Annotated in this window: 13 protein-coding genes and 1 tRNA gene; 11 read left to right on the top strand and 3 right to left on the bottom strand. The window is 29.4% G+C overall.

Annotated elements, in window-relative coordinates; translation table 4 throughout:
- Positions 1-3: 3 nt before the first annotated feature.
- Entirely contained in the window at positions 4-2,163 is a 2,160-nt protein-coding gene (locus HLA87_RS02690; protein ID WP_171111682.1) for an ATP-dependent Clp protease ATP-binding subunit, read from the bottom strand.
- A 207-nt stretch (positions 2,164-2,370) separates the two neighbouring features.
- Here HLA87_RS02690 and trmB point away from each other — a divergent pair, with 207 nt between their 5' ends.
- Positions 2,371-2,982: a tRNA (guanosine(46)-N7)-methyltransferase TrmB gene (gene trmB / locus HLA87_RS02685; RefSeq protein ID WP_171111679.1), complete on the top strand. Its 612-nt coding sequence runs from the start codon at positions 2,371-2,373 to the stop codon at positions 2,980-2,982.
- A gap of 44 nt (positions 2,983-3,026) precedes the next feature.
- Here the strand turns inward: trmB and HLA87_RS02680 are convergent, their stop codons facing one another.
- Both HLA87_RS02680 and HLA87_RS02675 read right to left on the bottom strand, forming a co-directional pair.
- Entirely contained in the window at positions 3,027-4,862 is a 1,836-nt protein-coding gene (locus HLA87_RS02680) for a ribonuclease J (protein WP_171111677.1), read from the bottom strand.
- A 100-nt stretch (positions 4,863-4,962) separates the two neighbouring features.
- A tRNA-Ser gene (locus HLA87_RS02675) sits at positions 4,963-5,052 on the bottom strand.
- Between the two features lie 174 nt (positions 5,053-5,226).
- On the opposite strand from HLA87_RS02675, the gene lgt reads away from it, so the two are divergent.
- From lgt to HLA87_RS02625, 10 genes are all read left to right on the top strand, one after another.
- Positions 5,227-6,198 (top strand): prolipoprotein diacylglyceryl transferase, encoded by a 972-nt coding sequence (gene lgt / locus HLA87_RS02670; RefSeq protein ID WP_171111675.1) that lies wholly within the window; start codon positions 5,227-5,229, stop codon positions 6,196-6,198.
- Between the two features lies 1 nt (position 6,199).
- The gene (locus HLA87_RS02665; RefSeq protein ID WP_171111673.1) at positions 6,200-7,120 is read left to right on the top strand and encodes an NAD(P)/FAD-dependent oxidoreductase; all 921 of its coding nucleotides are present in this window, start codon (positions 6,200-6,202) and stop codon (positions 7,118-7,120) included.
- 130 nt (positions 7,121-7,250) lie between these two features.
- Positions 7,251-7,445 carry a 50S ribosomal protein L28 gene (gene rpmB, locus HLA87_RS02660; protein ID WP_171111671.1) on the top strand — a complete coding sequence of 65 codons (195 nt, stop codon included), beginning with the start codon at positions 7,251-7,253 and terminating at the stop codon, positions 7,443-7,445.
- Between the two features lie 371 nt (positions 7,446-7,816).
- Positions 7,817-10,108, top strand: a complete 2,292-nt coding sequence (locus HLA87_RS02655) for a putative immunoglobulin-blocking virulence protein (RefSeq protein WP_171111669.1) — start codon at positions 7,817-7,819, stop codon at positions 10,106-10,108.
- Positions 10,109-10,119: 11 nt separating this feature from the next.
- Positions 10,120-12,777, top strand: coding sequence for an Ig-specific serine endopeptidase MIP (gene mip, locus HLA87_RS02650; protein ID WP_171111667.1), 2,658 nt, complete (start codon positions 10,120-10,122; stop codon positions 12,775-12,777).
- A gap of 29 nt (positions 12,778-12,806) precedes the next feature.
- Complete coding sequence (locus HLA87_RS02645) at positions 12,807-14,312, top strand: MSC_0624 family F1-like ATPase-associated membrane protein (protein WP_171111665.1); 1,506 nt, start codon at positions 12,807-12,809, stop codon at positions 14,310-14,312.
- Entirely contained in the window at positions 14,290-14,817 is a 528-nt protein-coding gene (locus HLA87_RS02640; RefSeq protein ID WP_171111663.1) for an MSC_0623 family F1-like ATPase-associated protein, read from the top strand. The genes HLA87_RS02645 and HLA87_RS02640 overlap by 23 nt, the downstream gene beginning before the upstream one ends.
- Positions 14,818-15,732 (top strand): MSC_0622 family F1-like ATPase gamma subunit, encoded by a 915-nt coding sequence (locus HLA87_RS02635; protein WP_171111661.1) that lies wholly within the window; start codon positions 14,818-14,820, stop codon positions 15,730-15,732.
- Positions 15,722-16,204 (top strand): MSC_0621 family F1-like ATPase epsilon subunit, encoded by a 483-nt coding sequence (locus HLA87_RS02630; RefSeq protein WP_171111659.1) that lies wholly within the window; start codon positions 15,722-15,724, stop codon positions 16,202-16,204. The genes HLA87_RS02635 and HLA87_RS02630 overlap by 11 nt, the downstream gene beginning before the upstream one ends.
- On the top strand, positions 16,197-18,308 hold the full coding sequence (locus HLA87_RS02625) for an MSC_0620 family F1-like ATPase-associated subunit (RefSeq protein ID WP_171111657.1): 2,112 nt from the start codon (positions 16,197-16,199) through the stop codon (positions 18,306-18,308). Before HLA87_RS02630 ends, HLA87_RS02625 begins: the two co-directional genes overlap by 8 nt.

Genomic DNA, 18,308 nt, shown 5'->3' with positions numbered 1-18,308 from the left:
AGCCTATTTAATAACAAAATTGCCCGCAAAAATATCTAGGGTATATTCGCCATCAGCAATCATTTCGCCTTCAATTATTTTGTATGCAATTAGACCTTCGACTTTGTTTTGAATGTATCTTCTAATAGGACGAGCACCAAATTGATGATCATATGAAGCTTTGCCTATGAATTCAACTGCTTTTTCTGTAAATTTTAATGAAATAGACTTAGATTCTTTAATTCTTGCGGCTAATTTGTTCAATTCTAACTCAACAATAGCATTAACAGAATCTTGTTCTAGATGAGCAAACTTAATTACTTCATCAATTCTATTGACAAATTCTGGACTTAAGAATTTTAGTAATTCAGCCTTGACTGATGGCATTTGCTCTAATTGTTCCTTAACATCAGCAGCAATATTTGAAGTCATAATTATAATTAAATTTCTACAATTAATTACTCTACCTTTTGAATCAGTAATAGCTCCATTGTCTAAAATTTGCAACAAAATATTCAATACATCTCTGTGTGCTTTTTCTATCTCGTCAAATAATAATATTGTGTATGGGTTTTTTCTAATTCTTTCAGTAAGAGAAGTAGAAGAATCAAATCCAACATATCCAGGAGGCGCACCAATTATTTTAGAAACTGAGTGTTTTTCCATATATTCAGACATATCGACTCTGATCATCTGTTTTTCTGAATCAAATAATGAATAAGCTAATGCTCTAGCTAATTCAGTTTTACCAACACCGGTTGGACCAGAAAATAGAAAACTAGCTAATGGTCTGTCAGGATCATTTATATTAGCTTTTGCTCTTAATACTGCTTGGGCTACTAATGATACTGCGTGGTCTTGTCCTTTAATTCTTTGTTTTAATTCTTTTTCAAGATTTAATAGTTTATTTTTATCACTTTCAAGAAGTTTTGTTACAGGAATTTTTGTTCATTTTGAAACGATGGTGGCAATTTCTTCACTCGTAACTGTATCCTTAATTAAAGACGCGTTAGAGTTGTTAATTTCGTTTTCTAAATCTTTGATTTCGTTTTCTAGGTTTGGAATTTCGACATACAACACTCTTGATGCTTTTTCGTAGTCCGCATCTTTTTGATATATATTCAAGATATGTTTCAAGTTTTCCAGTTTCGACTTAGCGCTTGAAAGTTTTTCCAATCTAGCTTTTTCAAAATCCCATTTCTTTTGTAATGCGTCAATAACACTATTTTCACTATTAATCAATTCATCAAGTTCGCATAATCTTGTTTTATTTTTCTCTTTAGCATCTTTATTTGGACTTAATGCAATTTTTTCCATTTCTAAAATAGCTAATTTTTGTTGTGATTTTTCAAGTTCTTCTGGTTTAAAGTTAATTTCAGTTTTAATTGTTGAAGCAGCTTCATCAATTAAATCGATTGCCTTATCTGGTAAAAAACGATCCGAAATATATCTCGAAGATAGTCTAGCGGCGGCAACCAATGCATCATCCTGAATTTTCACATTATGAAAGTTCTCAAATCTTTCCTTAATACCCCTTAAAATAGCTACTGTATCTTCAACACTGGGTTCCAATACATCAATTTTTTGCATTCTTCTTTCCAAAGCGGCATCTTTTTCGATGTATTTACGATATTCATCAAATGTTGTAGCACCAATTAAATGCAATTTACCACGAGCCATTAACGGTTTAAAGATATTGGCTGCGTCCATGGCACTGTCCTGATTGCGACCTGTTCCGATCAACATATGAATTTCATCAATAAATAAAATAATATCTCCATTGCTTTCTTCAATACGTTTTAAAACTGCTTTCAATCTTTGTTCAAATTGACCTTGGTACGATGCGCCGGCTATTAATGCAGCTAAATCTAATTCAAAAATATCCTTACCTTTTAAGTTTTCTGGAACCTGTCCCTCAACAATTTTTCTAGCTAAACCTTCAACAATTGCCGTTTTACCAACTCCGGGTTCACCAACTAGGACTGGATTATTCTTTGTTTTACGACTCAAAATACGAATCATCCGACGAATTTCATCATCACGATTAATGATTGGTTCTAATTCGTTTCTGGTTGCTAAATCAGTTAAATTGCGACCATATTTTTTTAATGCATCTTCTTTTTCTCCATTATTTTTTTGATTTGGGTTTAAATTACCAAAGATATCATCAAAATTAAAATCCATAATACCTCCTTATTCAATACAATTATATTTTAGCACTCTAATTGCTTATCTGCTAATTTTTTTTATTTTATTTAAAATAAACTTTCTGGAATTTCATATTTTCTAAACTAATTATGAATTTTCCAATTATTTTAAACCCAAAACGTTTACACTATTATTTTGTGTTATTTTTTTTCATAATATTAATTTATAAATTAAAATAAATTTATGAGATTAAGATACGATAAAAATGCCGAACCTAAATTACAGGCTTCACCTTATATGATTAAAGAAAATCAATATCCTATTAAACTAGATGAAAATTGTATTATTGAAATTGGTATGGGTAAAGGTGAAATGATTGTGGAATTAGCGAGATTAAATCCGACTAAAACATTTTATGGATTAGAAAAATATCCAACAGTTGCCGCTAAGGCGCTAAAAAAAGCAGAAGAATATCAATTAAATAATTTTTATATAATTATTGCTGATGCAGTAAATATTCCAGATATTTTTGTAGGTAAGGCTAGCACTATTTGATTAACATTTAGTGATCCATGACCAAAAGCCCGTCATTTCCGCAGAAGGTTAACATATAAATCATTTTTAGATTTATATAAAATAATTATGGATGAAAATTCTATACTAAAATTTAAATCAGATAATGATAAACTATATGAATTTTCCTTAGAATCATTCAACGAAAATGATTGAAAAATAATTGATTTTGGTGAAGATTTACACCAATCATCATACGCAAGTAAAAACGTAATGACAGGCTATGAAAGAAAATGAAGTGAACAAGGAAAAAATATCAATTTCATTTTTGCAAAACCTTAGATACTCATTTGAAATGAGTATTTTTTATATAAAAAACATTGAGTCTACTCAATGTCTTCTTCATCATCATGAATGTCATCATCAATTTCTGATTTATCACCGAACATTTCAGATTTAACATCCTTCAACAATTTTCTAGTTTTAGTATCTGTTTCTTTGCCTTTTTTAGCAAAATTAATTGACGAATTTGCGAATGCTGGTTCATCACCATCATCAGTGAATAAAATTGTCGGAATTATTATTGGTTTACGACGTTTTTCCTTATAGAACAAGTTTTCTAATCTATCAACTATTAATTGTTTAAGTTCAACAACATTTCATGATTCATTGTTTTTGATGTAATACAGCGCAGCACCATGAGCTACACGTTTTGCCTCAGTAACCAAATCAAGGGAAGTTTTGACATAAAAAGCCCCTCTTGAAATTAGTGTTGGTCTCCCTAAAATAATATTTTTTTTGCGGTCAATCGTTAAACAAATATTAACGAAACCGCTTTCAGCAAGTTTTTGTCTTTCCTTGATAATATTAGCGTTTAAGTTAAGCGTATTATTGCCATCAATATAAACTGGGCCATATTCAATGCGTTCATCAGTTTCAAAAACTTCATGATTTATTATGTTATAAACTCTGCCTTTTTCAGGAATAAATATATTTTTGGGGTCTACACCATTACGCACAGCGCTTTGGCCATGAACAATACTCATTCTGTATTCACCATGGTAGGGAATAAAATATTTTGGTTTGGTCAATTGAAAAATTTTGTCGTGTTCATGTTTATATGCGTGTCCAGATGTATGCAAGTAACCATCTACACCATTTTCTTTGATATCGGCACCCAATTTAGCCAATCTATTAACTAAAAGTTCAATAACCATGTGATTTCCAGGAATTGGGCTTGATGAGAAAATAATTAAGTCGCCTTTTTCGATTTTTACGCTTTGATGTTTACCATGAGACATACGAGCTAAGGCGGCTAATTGTTCACCCTGACTACCAGTTGTTAAGATAACTAAATCTTTTTCAGGTACATTCGCAACTTGTTTTTTATCAACTAAAACCTTGTTATCAACTTTAATGTACCCTAATTTACGACCGATTTTTACACCATTCACCATTGAACGACCAAAGGTTGCAACTTTTTTGCCGAGTTTTGCAGCTAATTCAATAATAGCCTTAACACGAGTTAAGTTAGAAGCAAAAGCGGTAACAATAATTTTTCTAGTTGCTTGACGCATGTATTTTTCAATGTCTTTTAGAATATCATTTTCTGAAGGAGAATGATCGGGTCTCATTGCGTTAGTTGAATCAGATAATAACACAGTCAGTCCTTCTTTGCCAATTTGGTCCAATCTAGCGAAATCTGTGTAGCTTTCGCCAATTGGGTTGTAATCAAATCTAAAGTCGCCAGTACACATTACTGAACCATTTGGAGTGTTAACTCTAATACCAAAAGCATCAGGAATCGAGTGTTGAGCTGATCAGAAATCTACTGAACATTTTCCAAATTTATGAACTGCAGCTTTTTCAATTTCAACAAATTCAATACCTTTATTAATCTTGTGTTCATCGAATTTTAATTTTAAATATTGTATTGCAATTCTAGGCGCGAAAATTTTCTTTATCGGAACTTGTTTAACTAAATAAACTACCCCTCCAATATGGTCCTCGTGTCCGTGAGTTATAAATAAACCACGAATTTTTTCTTTGTTTTGCGCTAAATATGAATAATCAGGAATAATTCCCTTAATTCCTGTTTGAGCAGTATCAGCAAATTTAATACCTGCATCAATAATAAAAATATTGTTGTCATATTCAACAAATAAAGATGACTGTCCGATTTCTTGTACGCCACCAATGGCCACTAATCTTGTTGGTTTCATAATCCTCCTGTTAATTATTATTAAACTGAAAATAATGTATATATAATTTCCTAATTTATACCACAAATACCAATATTGTTGAAGAAAAGCAATAAAAAAATGGCCGGTAGTAAGGGATTTGAACCCTTGAGTGATTTCCATCACTATTTGTTTTCGAGACAAACCTCTTCAGCCACTCGAGCAACTACCGATTTTATTACTATCTAGAAGCAATTTTAACACATCAATAAAACATTTAAACGATATTTGTTTCCATAAATATCGCACAAAATATTCTTTTAACGTGAATAATAAAAATTATAGATTAAAAAATAAATATGAAATATAGTAAAATGTAAATCATTAAATTAATAAAGGAGGAGTTGTGAATCCAAACAATTACTATGACATTGTTGCCGGCGTCCCTGCGAACTCAGGTTCCACATTATTCCATATTGGGTCGTTTCCAATTAGAACATACTCAATTACACTGCTATTGGGTATTTTGGCTTCAATATTAACGATTACATTTTTCTGAAAACGTGAAAAATATAAATTCGAAATTTTATACACACTAATCGTCTTAACAATACCATCAGCAATAATTGGCGCTCGTCTATGGGATTTAGTCGAAGTGGCGCTATACGTTCCCGAATTTGACTGATCATCATGATATAAAGTATGAGAAGGTGGATTGAGTATCCAAGGTGGTGTTGTGCTTTGTCTAATTGTTGACAGTATCTATATGTATCACAAGCGTCATGAAGTAGATTTTAGAAAAGCATTAGATTTTATAATACCGGCGGTATTAATCGGTCAATTTATCGGTCGTTGAGGAAACTACGCAAACCATGAACTATACGGCAAGGTAGACTGAGATGGGTCTTCAGTGCTAATTTTTGGCAAAAACTTTGCTCAAAATATGTTTATTAGCGATGTTTATAGCCAAAGTTTAAATCAGCCAGGCTTATTTAGATATCCATTGTTCTTATACGAAGGATTAGCTAACTTATTTGGATATTTAATTTTGGTTTGAATTATAAATGGATTTGGTTTATTGAAACCTGGTTCATCGTCAGCTTTATATTTCATTTGATATGGTTTAGTCAGACTTGCGTTAGAACCGCTACGTCAAGACGCATACCAAATGTATACGATTGCATCTCTTGTCTTTATTGCAATTGGTTCACTATTCTTTATTTACTTTCAATTCTTTAATCATGTGCATTATCACAAAGAAAAACAAGGAATTAGATTTAAGTATGTTTATGCACACCCTCAAAAATATTTAGAACATATTAATAAAACTAGATTTTTTGATAGAAAAAAACCAGAATACTCAGAAGTTAGAGGTTAATATGAATTACGATATTATCATTATTGGTACAGGACCCGGAGGCGCTAACGCTGCGCTATACGCTGCTAGAGGCGGATTGAATGTGGTCATGATTGAAAAAGAAAATCCTGGCGGAAAAATTGTAACTAGCGCTACAGTTGAAAACTGACTAGGGACACCAACTATTTCAGGCTATGATTTAGGTATAAATATGCTTAATCATGCAAAAGAGTACGGCGCTAAAGTTATTATGGGGGAAGTGCTTAAAATTAATTCTCATGATTTATGAGACAAAGAAGTTTTACTTGCAAATGGGAAAAGTTTAAGAGCAAAATCAATAATAATTGCTACTGGTTTAAAACACAGAGAACCAACATTTATCAAAAATTATTATCAATATAAACATCTGGGTGTTCATTTCTGCGCAACCTGCGACGCACCGCTATATCGTGACGAAAATGTTGTTATGTTGGGTGGCGGTAATTCAGCAGTTGAAGAAGCAATATTTGCTTCAAGATTTGTCAGTCATGTTGATTTAATTGTATTAAACGAATTAACGGCTGACAAAATACTGATTGATGCTATTAAAGAAGTCAAAAACATCACGATTCATACACATAGTGAAATACTTGAATTGGTCGGAAACGACAAAGGTTTTACCAAAATAATAGTACGTAACAATATCGACAGCAGTGAAAAGGAAATTCAATCTAGAGCTTTATTTTCATTAATTGGATTCATCCCTGATAATTCAATATATGAACATTTAAATATTGTTGATAAACAAGGATTTATTCAAGTCAACGAAGAAATGGAAACTAAAGTTGAAAACATATTTGCTGTTGGGGACATTATTGTTAAAAAAGTTCGTCAACTTGTAACTGCGGCAGCCGATGGTTGCATCGCAGCAAAAACGCTAATCGATAAATTAAATCTTAATTAATTTTGCTAATAATTAGCTATCAAAAACAATAATATAATTGTGTTTTAAAAAAAATTATCAAAAAGTCTTTTTCTTTGTATAATAAGAATACTTTTTTACAATATATTAATAATCACTGAAAGGAGCAACTATGGCTAGAGTAGATCAATTAACAGGAAAACGTGCACAAACTGGTAACAAACGTTCACACGCTATGAACGCATCTAAAAGAAAATTTAACGTTAACCTACAAAAAATCAAAGTTTACGTTGATGGTAAAAAAGTTACTTTAAGAGTAAGTGCTAAAACTGCAAAAACACTTAAAAGAAACTCAACTACAGCTTAATTCTTTCATTATGCAATTACAAATCATAGAATTTGTTTCAGGACAAATTCTTTTTTTGTTTATTTAACAGCGTTGATACTAACAATAATAAAAAAACCATTTTTAAGGTAAAAAATATGCTTCAGAATTGAGTTTTTTCATTAAAAGACTGTCGAATTTATTTCAAAAAATGATAATTTCTACATAAGTACATGATGTACGGCTAAAAAAACCTTTGTTTAAATGTGTAAAAATATTTTTATATTTCCGAAATTATCTATAAATAAGTGTTATTAGTAAAGTAGCTAAATAATGAAAAAAAACAAAAAAGAAAAATTATATTAGTGAATATATGGTATTAATTATTATGACTAATGAAAGCGAGATAAATCATGAGTTTTTTTAAGAAGCGTAAAACGAAAATTATTTTATTAAGTTTATTAGGAAGTGTTGCAGTATCTGGTTCAATTGCAACTATAGTTTATTTTGCCTCAACCAATAATCAGTTGTCAAACGATTATACTTCTTCTAAGATTGCAAAACCAAATTTTATACCAAAAGATAATTTGGAATTAAATGATACAAACCCTTCTAACGCAGATATGAATTTGAAAGAAATCCCAAAGCCCGAACCTTTGCCTGAGCCAGAAAAACCAAAACCCGAGCCAAAAAAAGAAATAATTAAAGTTGAAGAAAAAAAACCAGAACCGGAAAAACCGAAGCCTAAGCCTGAACCAGAAAAACCAAAACCAGAACCGGAAAAACCCGAGCCAGAACCGGAAAAACCAAAACCAAAACCAATCCCTACTCCCCCAAAAAAACAGACAGAAACCAATTTTCACGATACAAAAACTAATACCATCATAATTGCGGGTGTCGAAGTAAAAGCTGACATTACTCCACATAAACCAAGAAAAATATTTAATTTTGATGTAGAAAATAAAATAGCAAATGTTAATCCTTACATTAATGATAGTACAGGAAAAATCAATAGTATTGAAGTTACAGACGAGTTAAGAGAAAAAGTTGTCGGTGATACTAAGGCTGGATTAGTGTCGCACGATGCTTCGATGATGTGAGGATTAGCCAGTCAAATTAAGGACCCTAGAGAAATATCAAAATTTTGAAAACAACAACCTTGGGTTTGAGAAGATTTGAGTTACAAATGAAGCCGGTTATTCGATTCACCAAATGTTGTAAATTTTTTGAAACCAGGTAAAGCCGAAATTTACAAAAAAATGCTTGCAAATAACGAATTTGAAAGCAAAGAACATCGCTACACATGATTATTCGAAAATTTTGATATCACTAAAGTTACAAAATTAACTTCTAATGCTGAAAATTATTTGGCAAAAGGATACACAACAGATCCTCATAATGTTTACATTAATGAAAACGGTGAAATTGATTCACATGCATACTCGCCACCTGAAGAATTCAATACAGTAACATCAAGACTAAAAAGAGATAACTATACCAGAAGAGTATTTAGCTATAACAGTGAATGGGGTCGTTCTCCGGATGACATTAGAAATGGAAATTATCCTGGCTGGTCAAAATCAAACATAAATAATGACCCAAGATTTGATGGTTTGATAACTAGCGGTGACGGAATTAATGCTATTTTAATGAAAAGGGATACACCTCTTAATAGTAAAAATCAAATAAATGAAGGTATCGTTATTGAAATAGATGCATCAAACAAATCTGGCTATGACAAAACAATCTCATTAATTAAAAAAATCAAAGAAAAAAATCTTCCAGTTGTTTCATATCGCATCAAAAATATGGGTGAAAAAGATTCTGCGCAAGCTTTCAAACCTATCCTACAAGAACTACCAGATGAAATCAAACAACTAGAACTATATTTCTCAGCTCAGGCCACAAACACTGGTTCATTAATTGCGTTGGAAAACAAACATATTAAGGAACTTTCACTCTATACATTAGGAAACTCATTGCAAAACGAATGAAATGTAAACCCGCTATCAGTTAGAAACACTGAGTGAATTAATACTAATGATTACAATGTCAGCTCAGAATACGGCGCAAATTCAAAAATTGCTACAAGAATAACCTTCGATACACTTGCATTTGATGAAGAAGACTACAATGAAAACGCAACAGACCCTTATGAAAGAATTAATTTAGGATTAAGAATGGCATATTATGCCAGAAATAACGAACCTTTCTTCCAAGGCGGTTTAGGTCCTGGCTTGAATCCAGATGACAATGAAAAAGGAAACAGTTACCCAATGGGATTAGATTTTAGTAGAGTTCCTAATATAAAAACATTGCATGGCTTAATCTTTAAAGATACATTGAAACCTTCTAACGGAGTGCGGAAAATAGAACGTGTAACTTTTTATAATAATCAAAGTTATTACGAAGTTGGATTGAAAGATTTAAATGAAGCCGGACTCGAAAACTTTGCGACTGGTCCTTATCAAACACCAAAAATTTTCTTCTCAAACAAAAGAGATACAACTAAATTTAAATACACAGATAAATCAATTACACCAAGTGCAATTGCAAACTTGCTTAAATTCACACAATATGCTAAAAACGGTGATGATTCATTCACTGGCATTGTTGTCCTAGATAAAGGAAACGACTCAGTTAAAGCTACATTAGAATCAGCAGGAATTAAAGTAGAAATCGATGATGGTTACGATTTCTTATAAGGAGATACAATATGACAAAAAATAAACTAATTCTACTCACAGCAAATGGGTTGTTATTGCCGATTATTGCATCATCATCTGCTTGCAAAACTAATAGTTCAAAATCGAAGGATACAGAAATAAAGAATGATAAGGAAAATAACGCTCCTGTTGATAATTCAATATCTACAGGTTCAAATAACAACAATACCAATACCAATGACACAAGCACTGGCACAAGCACAATGCTAGGTTCTGATAGCATAAATTCAATACGTAAATTAGGATTTGATGAACTATTTGATCTAAAATTAATTCATTTTGGCGTTGAAAAAAATAAAAAAGATTTCACGCCTCAAACTATAGAAAAAAATTATGAGGAAATTGTACAGTTAGAATTAAAAAACAAATTTAGAAATAATATCACTGCTCAATTAACGGCTGTCACTACTGAGTGAAATGCAAATTTAACTGGAAAATTGAAAATTACAGTTTTATTTGCTGACAAAAATGACACTAGCTTTACATTTATTAATTCTTTTGAATTAAGCGGCTTTAAAACTACTGATGGTGGCGTAAATGATGATGGTACTTTCCCAGAAAATCCTAACTTAAATACAATTTCTAATTTTGATAAATACGCTCAAGCAAATCAATTGGAGAGATTCCAAATTGATAATACGGAATATATGAAGGGTCTTAAAAATCAATACCAAGGTCAATCTATTGAACAATTAAGACCGGAGCTAAATTACACTGCAATAGCCGCTCAAAAGTTTAATGAAAAAGCAAAATTGGCAAACATTAATTCTTATGAGGATTCAGTTTATAAAGGATATACCTTACCAAAATTAAATAATGATGGTAGTTTTAATGGTTTATCAATTTTTTCTGGTAGTGTACCAGCTAAACATTCAACAATAGATTTTTTAGGCGATCGAAATGTTTATCAATCAATTGGGTTAGCACGTCTTTTACCTAATGAATTTTATAAGCAAATTGGTCTAGAAACACTTGCGGTCGGTTTTAACTATACTGACACATTTATTGATGAAATTTCAAAAGCTCAACACAGTATTGATTTATTAACAAAGTGAAAAAGCGAAAATGAATTAGAAAGACTGAAAGAATATAAAGATGCTGCCATTGACCAGAAAAAAACTGAATTAACCTTATTAAATTATGACGAAGAAAGGGAATTAAATATTGCTTACGAAGCAGATAAAGCCGCTATTAGAAAAAACTTTCAAGAAGCCCGTGCGAAAATAAATCAAGAAATAAATAAAATTCAAAATTATACATTTGATGATGTTATTGCAATTTTTAATAAAGAAATTAAAGAATACCAAATTGAATTAAAATTGAATAGAAAATTCCGTGGTGCTAATGGTACTATGTGAATAATGGATTATGAAATACCAACAGGAGCTAAAAAATATCCAACTAAATGATATTTTGGTACAAACTCCCACGTTGCAAAATTAATGTCATCAAGCACATTTAATGGTTTTGATGTAACAGTATTAAGCCCAGAAACCGGAATCAAATCAGTCTTAAAACTAACTGGTTTGGATGAAAGATTCACTAATTACAGTTTCAGTGGTAGTGATGTACAAAAAGGTGTTACAAAAATCTATGACGCCGTTGATTATTTAACTACGTCACCAAGTAAATACTTATCAGATACAGACAAAGCAAAATATAAAGATGTTGAAGAAATGATTGATTTCGCGATAATTGAAATCGACTTTGAAAAAATCACTTCAAATAACCAAAATATTCAATCTAGCGTCACAAGTAATAATGTGATGTTGAACTCTAATATTTTAGCCAATGCTGAAGACCTAGCAAAAGCTATAACTAACAATTATTACGCAAGAGAAGATAAAAATAAAACTAAGTTTCTTCCGAAATCATACCTTCATAATTATGAACAAATAGACTATCCTTTCAGAAAAAAGGGCAGCAAAGACAAAAATACAGATGAATTATTTGCTTTAGGATATCCCATGGCTAGGGAAGATTTCTTTTTGAGAAGATATTATGATGATGATCAAATAAAATGAAAAGAAACATATCAAAGTTTATGAACTAATTCTGATTATAGATTTTATAACGCATCAAATGTTAGTGAAGGCGGTAAAGCAAACATCAGTGAAGAACGTTACAAAAGAGGAAACTTCCTTTCATATCAAATTGGGTACCGTTCATTCATTGATAAACCTGGAATTAATGATGGTTTTATAGTTTCACCAATTAGAGGTAAAGAAATATATAAAACATATGACGAAACTAAAACTAAACTAAAAAGTTATTTTAACTCAGGGTTGCAATATATGCTTAGACATTTTGTGCCAGTCGGCGGTTCATCAGGTTCAAGTGTTAGAAACCAAAATAACGAATTAGTTGGTGTTCACAGCACAATAATACAATCGGCAAAAACTGATTTCGTTGCAGCCTTTAGATCAGAGGGTTACGACTATAAGGGCGCCTATGGAGAATATAATCTTCCACAATATGACTTAATTTATGGTGGCGGAAAAGAACAAAAAACATCATATCTAGATTCGCTAATTAATAAATATGGAGAAAACGGAATCCATACTTGATTATTTAAAAACGGTGCATCAAAAAGCAATATACCATCACAATTTTTGTTCAATAATACTGAAAATGAATTGAATAAGTAAAACAAAATCTGTTGAAGGAGCAAAAATATATGAGTAATTTGATTTTAAATGATAAAAAAATATATGATGATTTTGAATCAATAAATAACAAGCAAAAACGAAATATTTCAGCCAAAATATATTTATCGATTATAGGCATTTGATTATTCTTGTCATTAATATTTATTTTTATGTTTGCTAATAAAACGTTATTTTATGTTAGTCCCGCTATTTCAGAAAAACAATCAGTAAATTTATTCTTCAACTTCGCAAATGTTGAATTAAGAGAACTTAATTTCAGTATTCTATTTAGGATTTCAATACTGTTATTTCTATTGTTATATCCAATAATCAAATCTTTTGGCGACATTTATTTAAATAAGGAAAAAATTAATAATTACTGGCCTTGATATTGTTTATATTTAATTCTTTCAGTATCATCATTTATATTGTTTTTTACCTTTCATAATAAAGAAGCAATAAAAATTTCAAAAGTTTTATGAGTTTTAATACCCCTTTATTTTATTGATTTAAGTTTTGCGTTGTATTCATACAATGTTAAAAGAAAGTCTGACCCGTTAACCTTTGGAAATTCATCAATTTTAATTGTTTCGCAGATTTCTAAAGCAATAATTGTGGCATTAGTTTTAACTGTATTTTTCATTTGAACAAATAAATCTGTTGATCCTAACTATCCAAATAGTTATAAATTTATGCTACTAGGAAACGAATTTGCTGATTGATTCACGAATTTAATTAACACTAAAAAAACAAGTAATTTATTTATCACAATTGGTTTGTTTGTCGGTTTTACATTGATTTTATTCTTTTCTGCGTGAGATAAAATTCATTTGTTGATAAACAGACAATATAGTAGAGAATATTTCAGAAGCAGAATTTACTTTTTATTAATTTCTTTATTAGCTATATCAATATGAACAATTCGAGTTTTTTTCGTAATTAGTACTAAAAAAAGCTTTATAGATTCAAGCAAAACAATTCAATCAGATTGAAGATACCTATGTTTCATATCAGGAACGATAATAGTTTTGGGATTGTATTTAATATTTACATTTATCAAACCTTTTAAAACTAAAAGCCTTATAAAAAACACATTATTAACTTCAGGATTTCTAACACTAAATTGAACAAACTTTTTGCTACTAGTTATTTTTAATACCGATAATAAAATAAACCTTATCACATTGTTTATAACAGTGCTGACTTCGTTGACTATGTTATTAATATTTTTAAAACGTAATAATTCAGTCAATAAAGTATCGTTGATATTAATATACTTGCAATTCGCATTTATGACCACGCTACTTGTAATTTTCAGTTTAAATCAAATTATGATTTCTGTCGATAACCAAGGATTTAACTACATTAATTCGAATCTTTCGCTTACACAAATTATGTCCGTCGTACAATTTGTAATTACAATATTATTTGTTATTTGCACATTTGTTGACTTATGGTTCGTTGTCTTTAAACTAGCAAATTACAAAAAACAGTTCGCAAAAGGAGAAAATAATGGAAAACAAACCAATCAATAAAAAACAAGTAAAAAACTTGTCTTTAGAAAATGAATTAAAACTTATTAATCTATATGAAACATATTCATCAATATTGAAAAATAATGATTTTATAACGTTCGAACAATTAAATGCTTCTGTGTTGTTGTCGTTAGGTTTAGGTTTTGAATCACCTGTTTTTATTGAATTTATGAATAAAATCAATACTGCACTGGATAATAAACAAGACATTATTTTCAATAATTTTGTTATTAATTTCAATATAGAACAAAAATTTAGTCCGAATATTTTAGTGCCAATCATAAAGGAAAATACTTCTTCCACAAATCTTTGCGTGAATTTATCAACAGCTAATGAACCAAATTTAGATAAATTTTTAAATGTTTTAAATTCCAAAATTAATGAATTACTTTTATCAAAATGCTATATTGAAATAATCCCAAATACAGCGTTATTTATATGTAATGAATCTAACTCATTAAAATTGCTATTCAGTCCTAAAATACTGGCCAAGATTGAGGTCTAAATGCATTTTAAGAAAATAGAACAAAAGAAAAGTAGTTTAGAAAACATTTACCTACGTGTTAATAACGAAAAAAATATTTTGCTGATCAACATAATGAAATTGAATAAAAAATTACAATTTTATGTTGAAAATGCTTTAACTAATAAAGTTTTAATTAATGAATTACAAAAACAATACATTGTTAAAAGCAATTTTATCAATAAAAATCAGTTTAAAAGTTCAAAATTTACCTCATTGATTTCAAAATTGTTCAAAAAACCCAAGCAGCTTTGGATTTATCTGACCGAAGAGCAAAAACACTCAACAGACTCATATACTCGTTATGAAAAAATGATTTTAACCAAAATAAAAAAAGTCAACGCTGATTTCATTACAATAGGTCAAAGAGCTTATGAATTTTGTAATCAAAATAAATTAAATTTATTAAAGAATTATGATAATTCAGTTATTGAAAAAGAATTGGCTAATGAATTAACTTATCTAGTTAAATATCTCTACGCAGACGAAATGTATGACAGCGTTCATTTCGTAATCAATACAAATAAAGCCTTCAAAGAAGATTTCACAATATTACCAATTGATAATTTTGATGTTAATAAATTAACTGATTCTAAAAGTCAAATAAGTAATTTAAATATTAAGAATTATGAAATTTATCCAAATATTGAAAAATTTATTGATAGTCAGATAGATATATTTTTATCAAATGCAATTCATTCATTAATAATAGAATCATATTTTTATAATGCAAAAAACAATCTAATATCAACAAATCAAATAATTAAGCAATTAGATGAGGAAATATTGAAATTAAATAAACAGATTATCAAACACAAACGTGAAAAAGAAATCGAAGAAATAGTGATGTTTTTTAGAAAAAACAAAGACTACGGAGACGAACCAAATGGAAAATAAAGAAAACAATATTTCACTGGAAATAAATACACTATCAAATGTTAACATTTCGTTCAAAAATTGCTTACTATACTTCAATGTTGATGATGAATATAGTTGAAAATTGATTAATAAAAATTCACTTGCAAGCTTTAACACCACAATTATTAAAATATATGACTTATTTAAAAAACGCACCTTTTTTTGTTTCTTGAACAATGCGAGCGTTGTTATAAACAATAATAAAGCAACAATAAATACTTTTTCACACGTTAATGTCTATAAAGAAGTCGAAAATAATCAATACATTAATGAATATAAAAATATATATAAAGACGTTTCTGCAAAAATAAATTATTTAAATTCTGCTAAGAATATTGGATTAAAACTTGATGAATCAGTAAAATTGAATAAATTGAAATCAATACAATATGAGTATAAAATGAAAATTTTGTTTTCATTAGTAGAGTGTGAAAGGGATGAATATGAATAAAAAAAGAAGACTGTTGTTTTCATTAGGTTCCATTACATCATTGACCATTCCTTTAACTGTAATTAGCGCAAACACAAAGGAAAAAAATCAAACTCACGATGCTCCTGATGCACCAGAAATTCCAAAAACTCCCGACCCAGATTTTTTTACATTTAAGGAATTAGGAAATAAACAAATTAACGAATCGATTGAAAAATCTATTGAAATAGTCACTAGCTTCCTAAAAGACGAGTTAGCAAAAGTTAAAATTGATACTAAATCAGATTACAAATCAATTCTGTCAAAAACTATTTATTTGAACAAAATAATAGCGTTCTTCGAGAACAATAAAAATACAATCATTAAAAATCCCGATTCATTTGGTTTATATATAACTTTTCCAAATGCTATTGCCAGGGAAGCTAAATTGGGTAACGGAATTGTGGAATTTAATGGAAAGCAATATGAAAACATTGTATTTGGTCTCGGTGATGATAAACAATCAAAATATGATCGTATAATCGAAACTCAAAAGATAAAAAAATCTTCTGAAAACCAAAACCTTGTACAAAAATCAGAATTTATTAAAACAATCAAAAAATATTCCGAAGCAATGATGTCTGAAATTAAGGGAATTATTTTTGATAAAAATGATTTATTGCTCGTTGATAAAGATTATTCTCTTAAATACACAAAAATAGGAGAAAACAACGAAGAATCTGGATTGGTTATTACCAATCCAAAAGGATTCAAAAATTGGGATGATTATTTCATCAAGAAGATAACTACAAGATTTGTTGAATTTGATTTAAAACAAAATCAAGAATTCATACAAAATGAGAAAAAAACTCCCAAATCACCTGAAACTCCGCCTCAATTACCACCATTGGTGCCTAATAAACCACCATTGCCTACTAATCCTACCATTACTGAAACAACAATTGAAGCTTTACCTATTCTTGCTCCATTATTAAAGTCTGAGTTCGTTGGCTATTCATACGAAAATCTTAATGCTGCAATAAATTCAGGAAAAGATGTGTTTTTCTTTAATAACCCAATCAATACAAGATATATTTATAAAGTTCAATCTATAACAAACGAATATGCAAAAGTATCAATATTTGAAAGAAGTAAACCAGAACTAAAGAGAATTTACAATATTAAATTCAATCTTCAATTAAATAAAGACAGATTTAAACAAAAAATTCTGTTCGAACAAATAAAGTCAATTGAAAAAACCGTTCTAAAGTTTTATAAAGCTGTTGGATTAGACGAAAATTTAAACTACAATCAAATTAGAAATACCGCACTTCAAAGTATGGTTTTTGGAATGGTTGATCAATTTATAAAATTAATAAGTTCCAGTGATTTTCTAATATCTTTTGACAAAAGCTCAGAATACTGAACAGGTAAGATGCAAAATATTGATGATTTTAGACCAATTTCAGGGGCCAAACACGACATAATTAGAATATTTCTTAATGCAGTTGCTTCCTCAACATATAATGGCGAACATAATTTTTCTGCAATTGCCCAAATTTATGATTCATTTTTAGAAAATGATTATTCAGAGTATTTTAAAAATAATAAAGAAATCATTAATCAAAACTTCAAATTAATGAATCTAACCTATAAACAAAAAACTAAGATTAAAACAAATTATGATATCAATGTTGTTGACGAATTTATTGATGTTATAGCCAAAAACGTTTATAAAGTAAAATCTTTATCTACGCCTGTTGCGTTCAATATCGAGAAATGATATAACAAATTTACATCAAATTTAACAACATTAAATACACAGTTCGAACAATTAAGTGTCTTGTCAAATAATAAATTGGTTGATGATGAAAGTTATTTAAATTATCACGAAGCTTATACTAATGCACTTAGTTATATAAAAATTCAAAAATCTAAAATTAATGAATTTGAAAAGAATTTTGGGATTACATTAACAGCTATTGGCGGAATAATTTTGATTTTAAATATCATCTTAATAGCTACCAATTTAAAAACGTTAAGACAAAGAAAATTAAGAACTCTATATATAGCATTAATTTTAGTTGGTCTAATAATAGTTGTTATTGGAGCCAGTCTAATATTTCTAGGAATGAAAGGAATTTAA

Origin of the sequence: Mycoplasma miroungigenitalium (genome assembly GCF_013008635.1) — a bacterium.
Classification (GTDB): domain Bacteria; phylum Bacillota_I; class Bacilli_A; order Mycoplasmatales; family Metamycoplasmataceae; genus Mycoplasmopsis; species Mycoplasmopsis miroungigenitalium.
The sequence above is the reverse complement of the archived record's forward strand: the minus strand, read 5'-3'. Positions and strand labels throughout refer to the sequence as shown.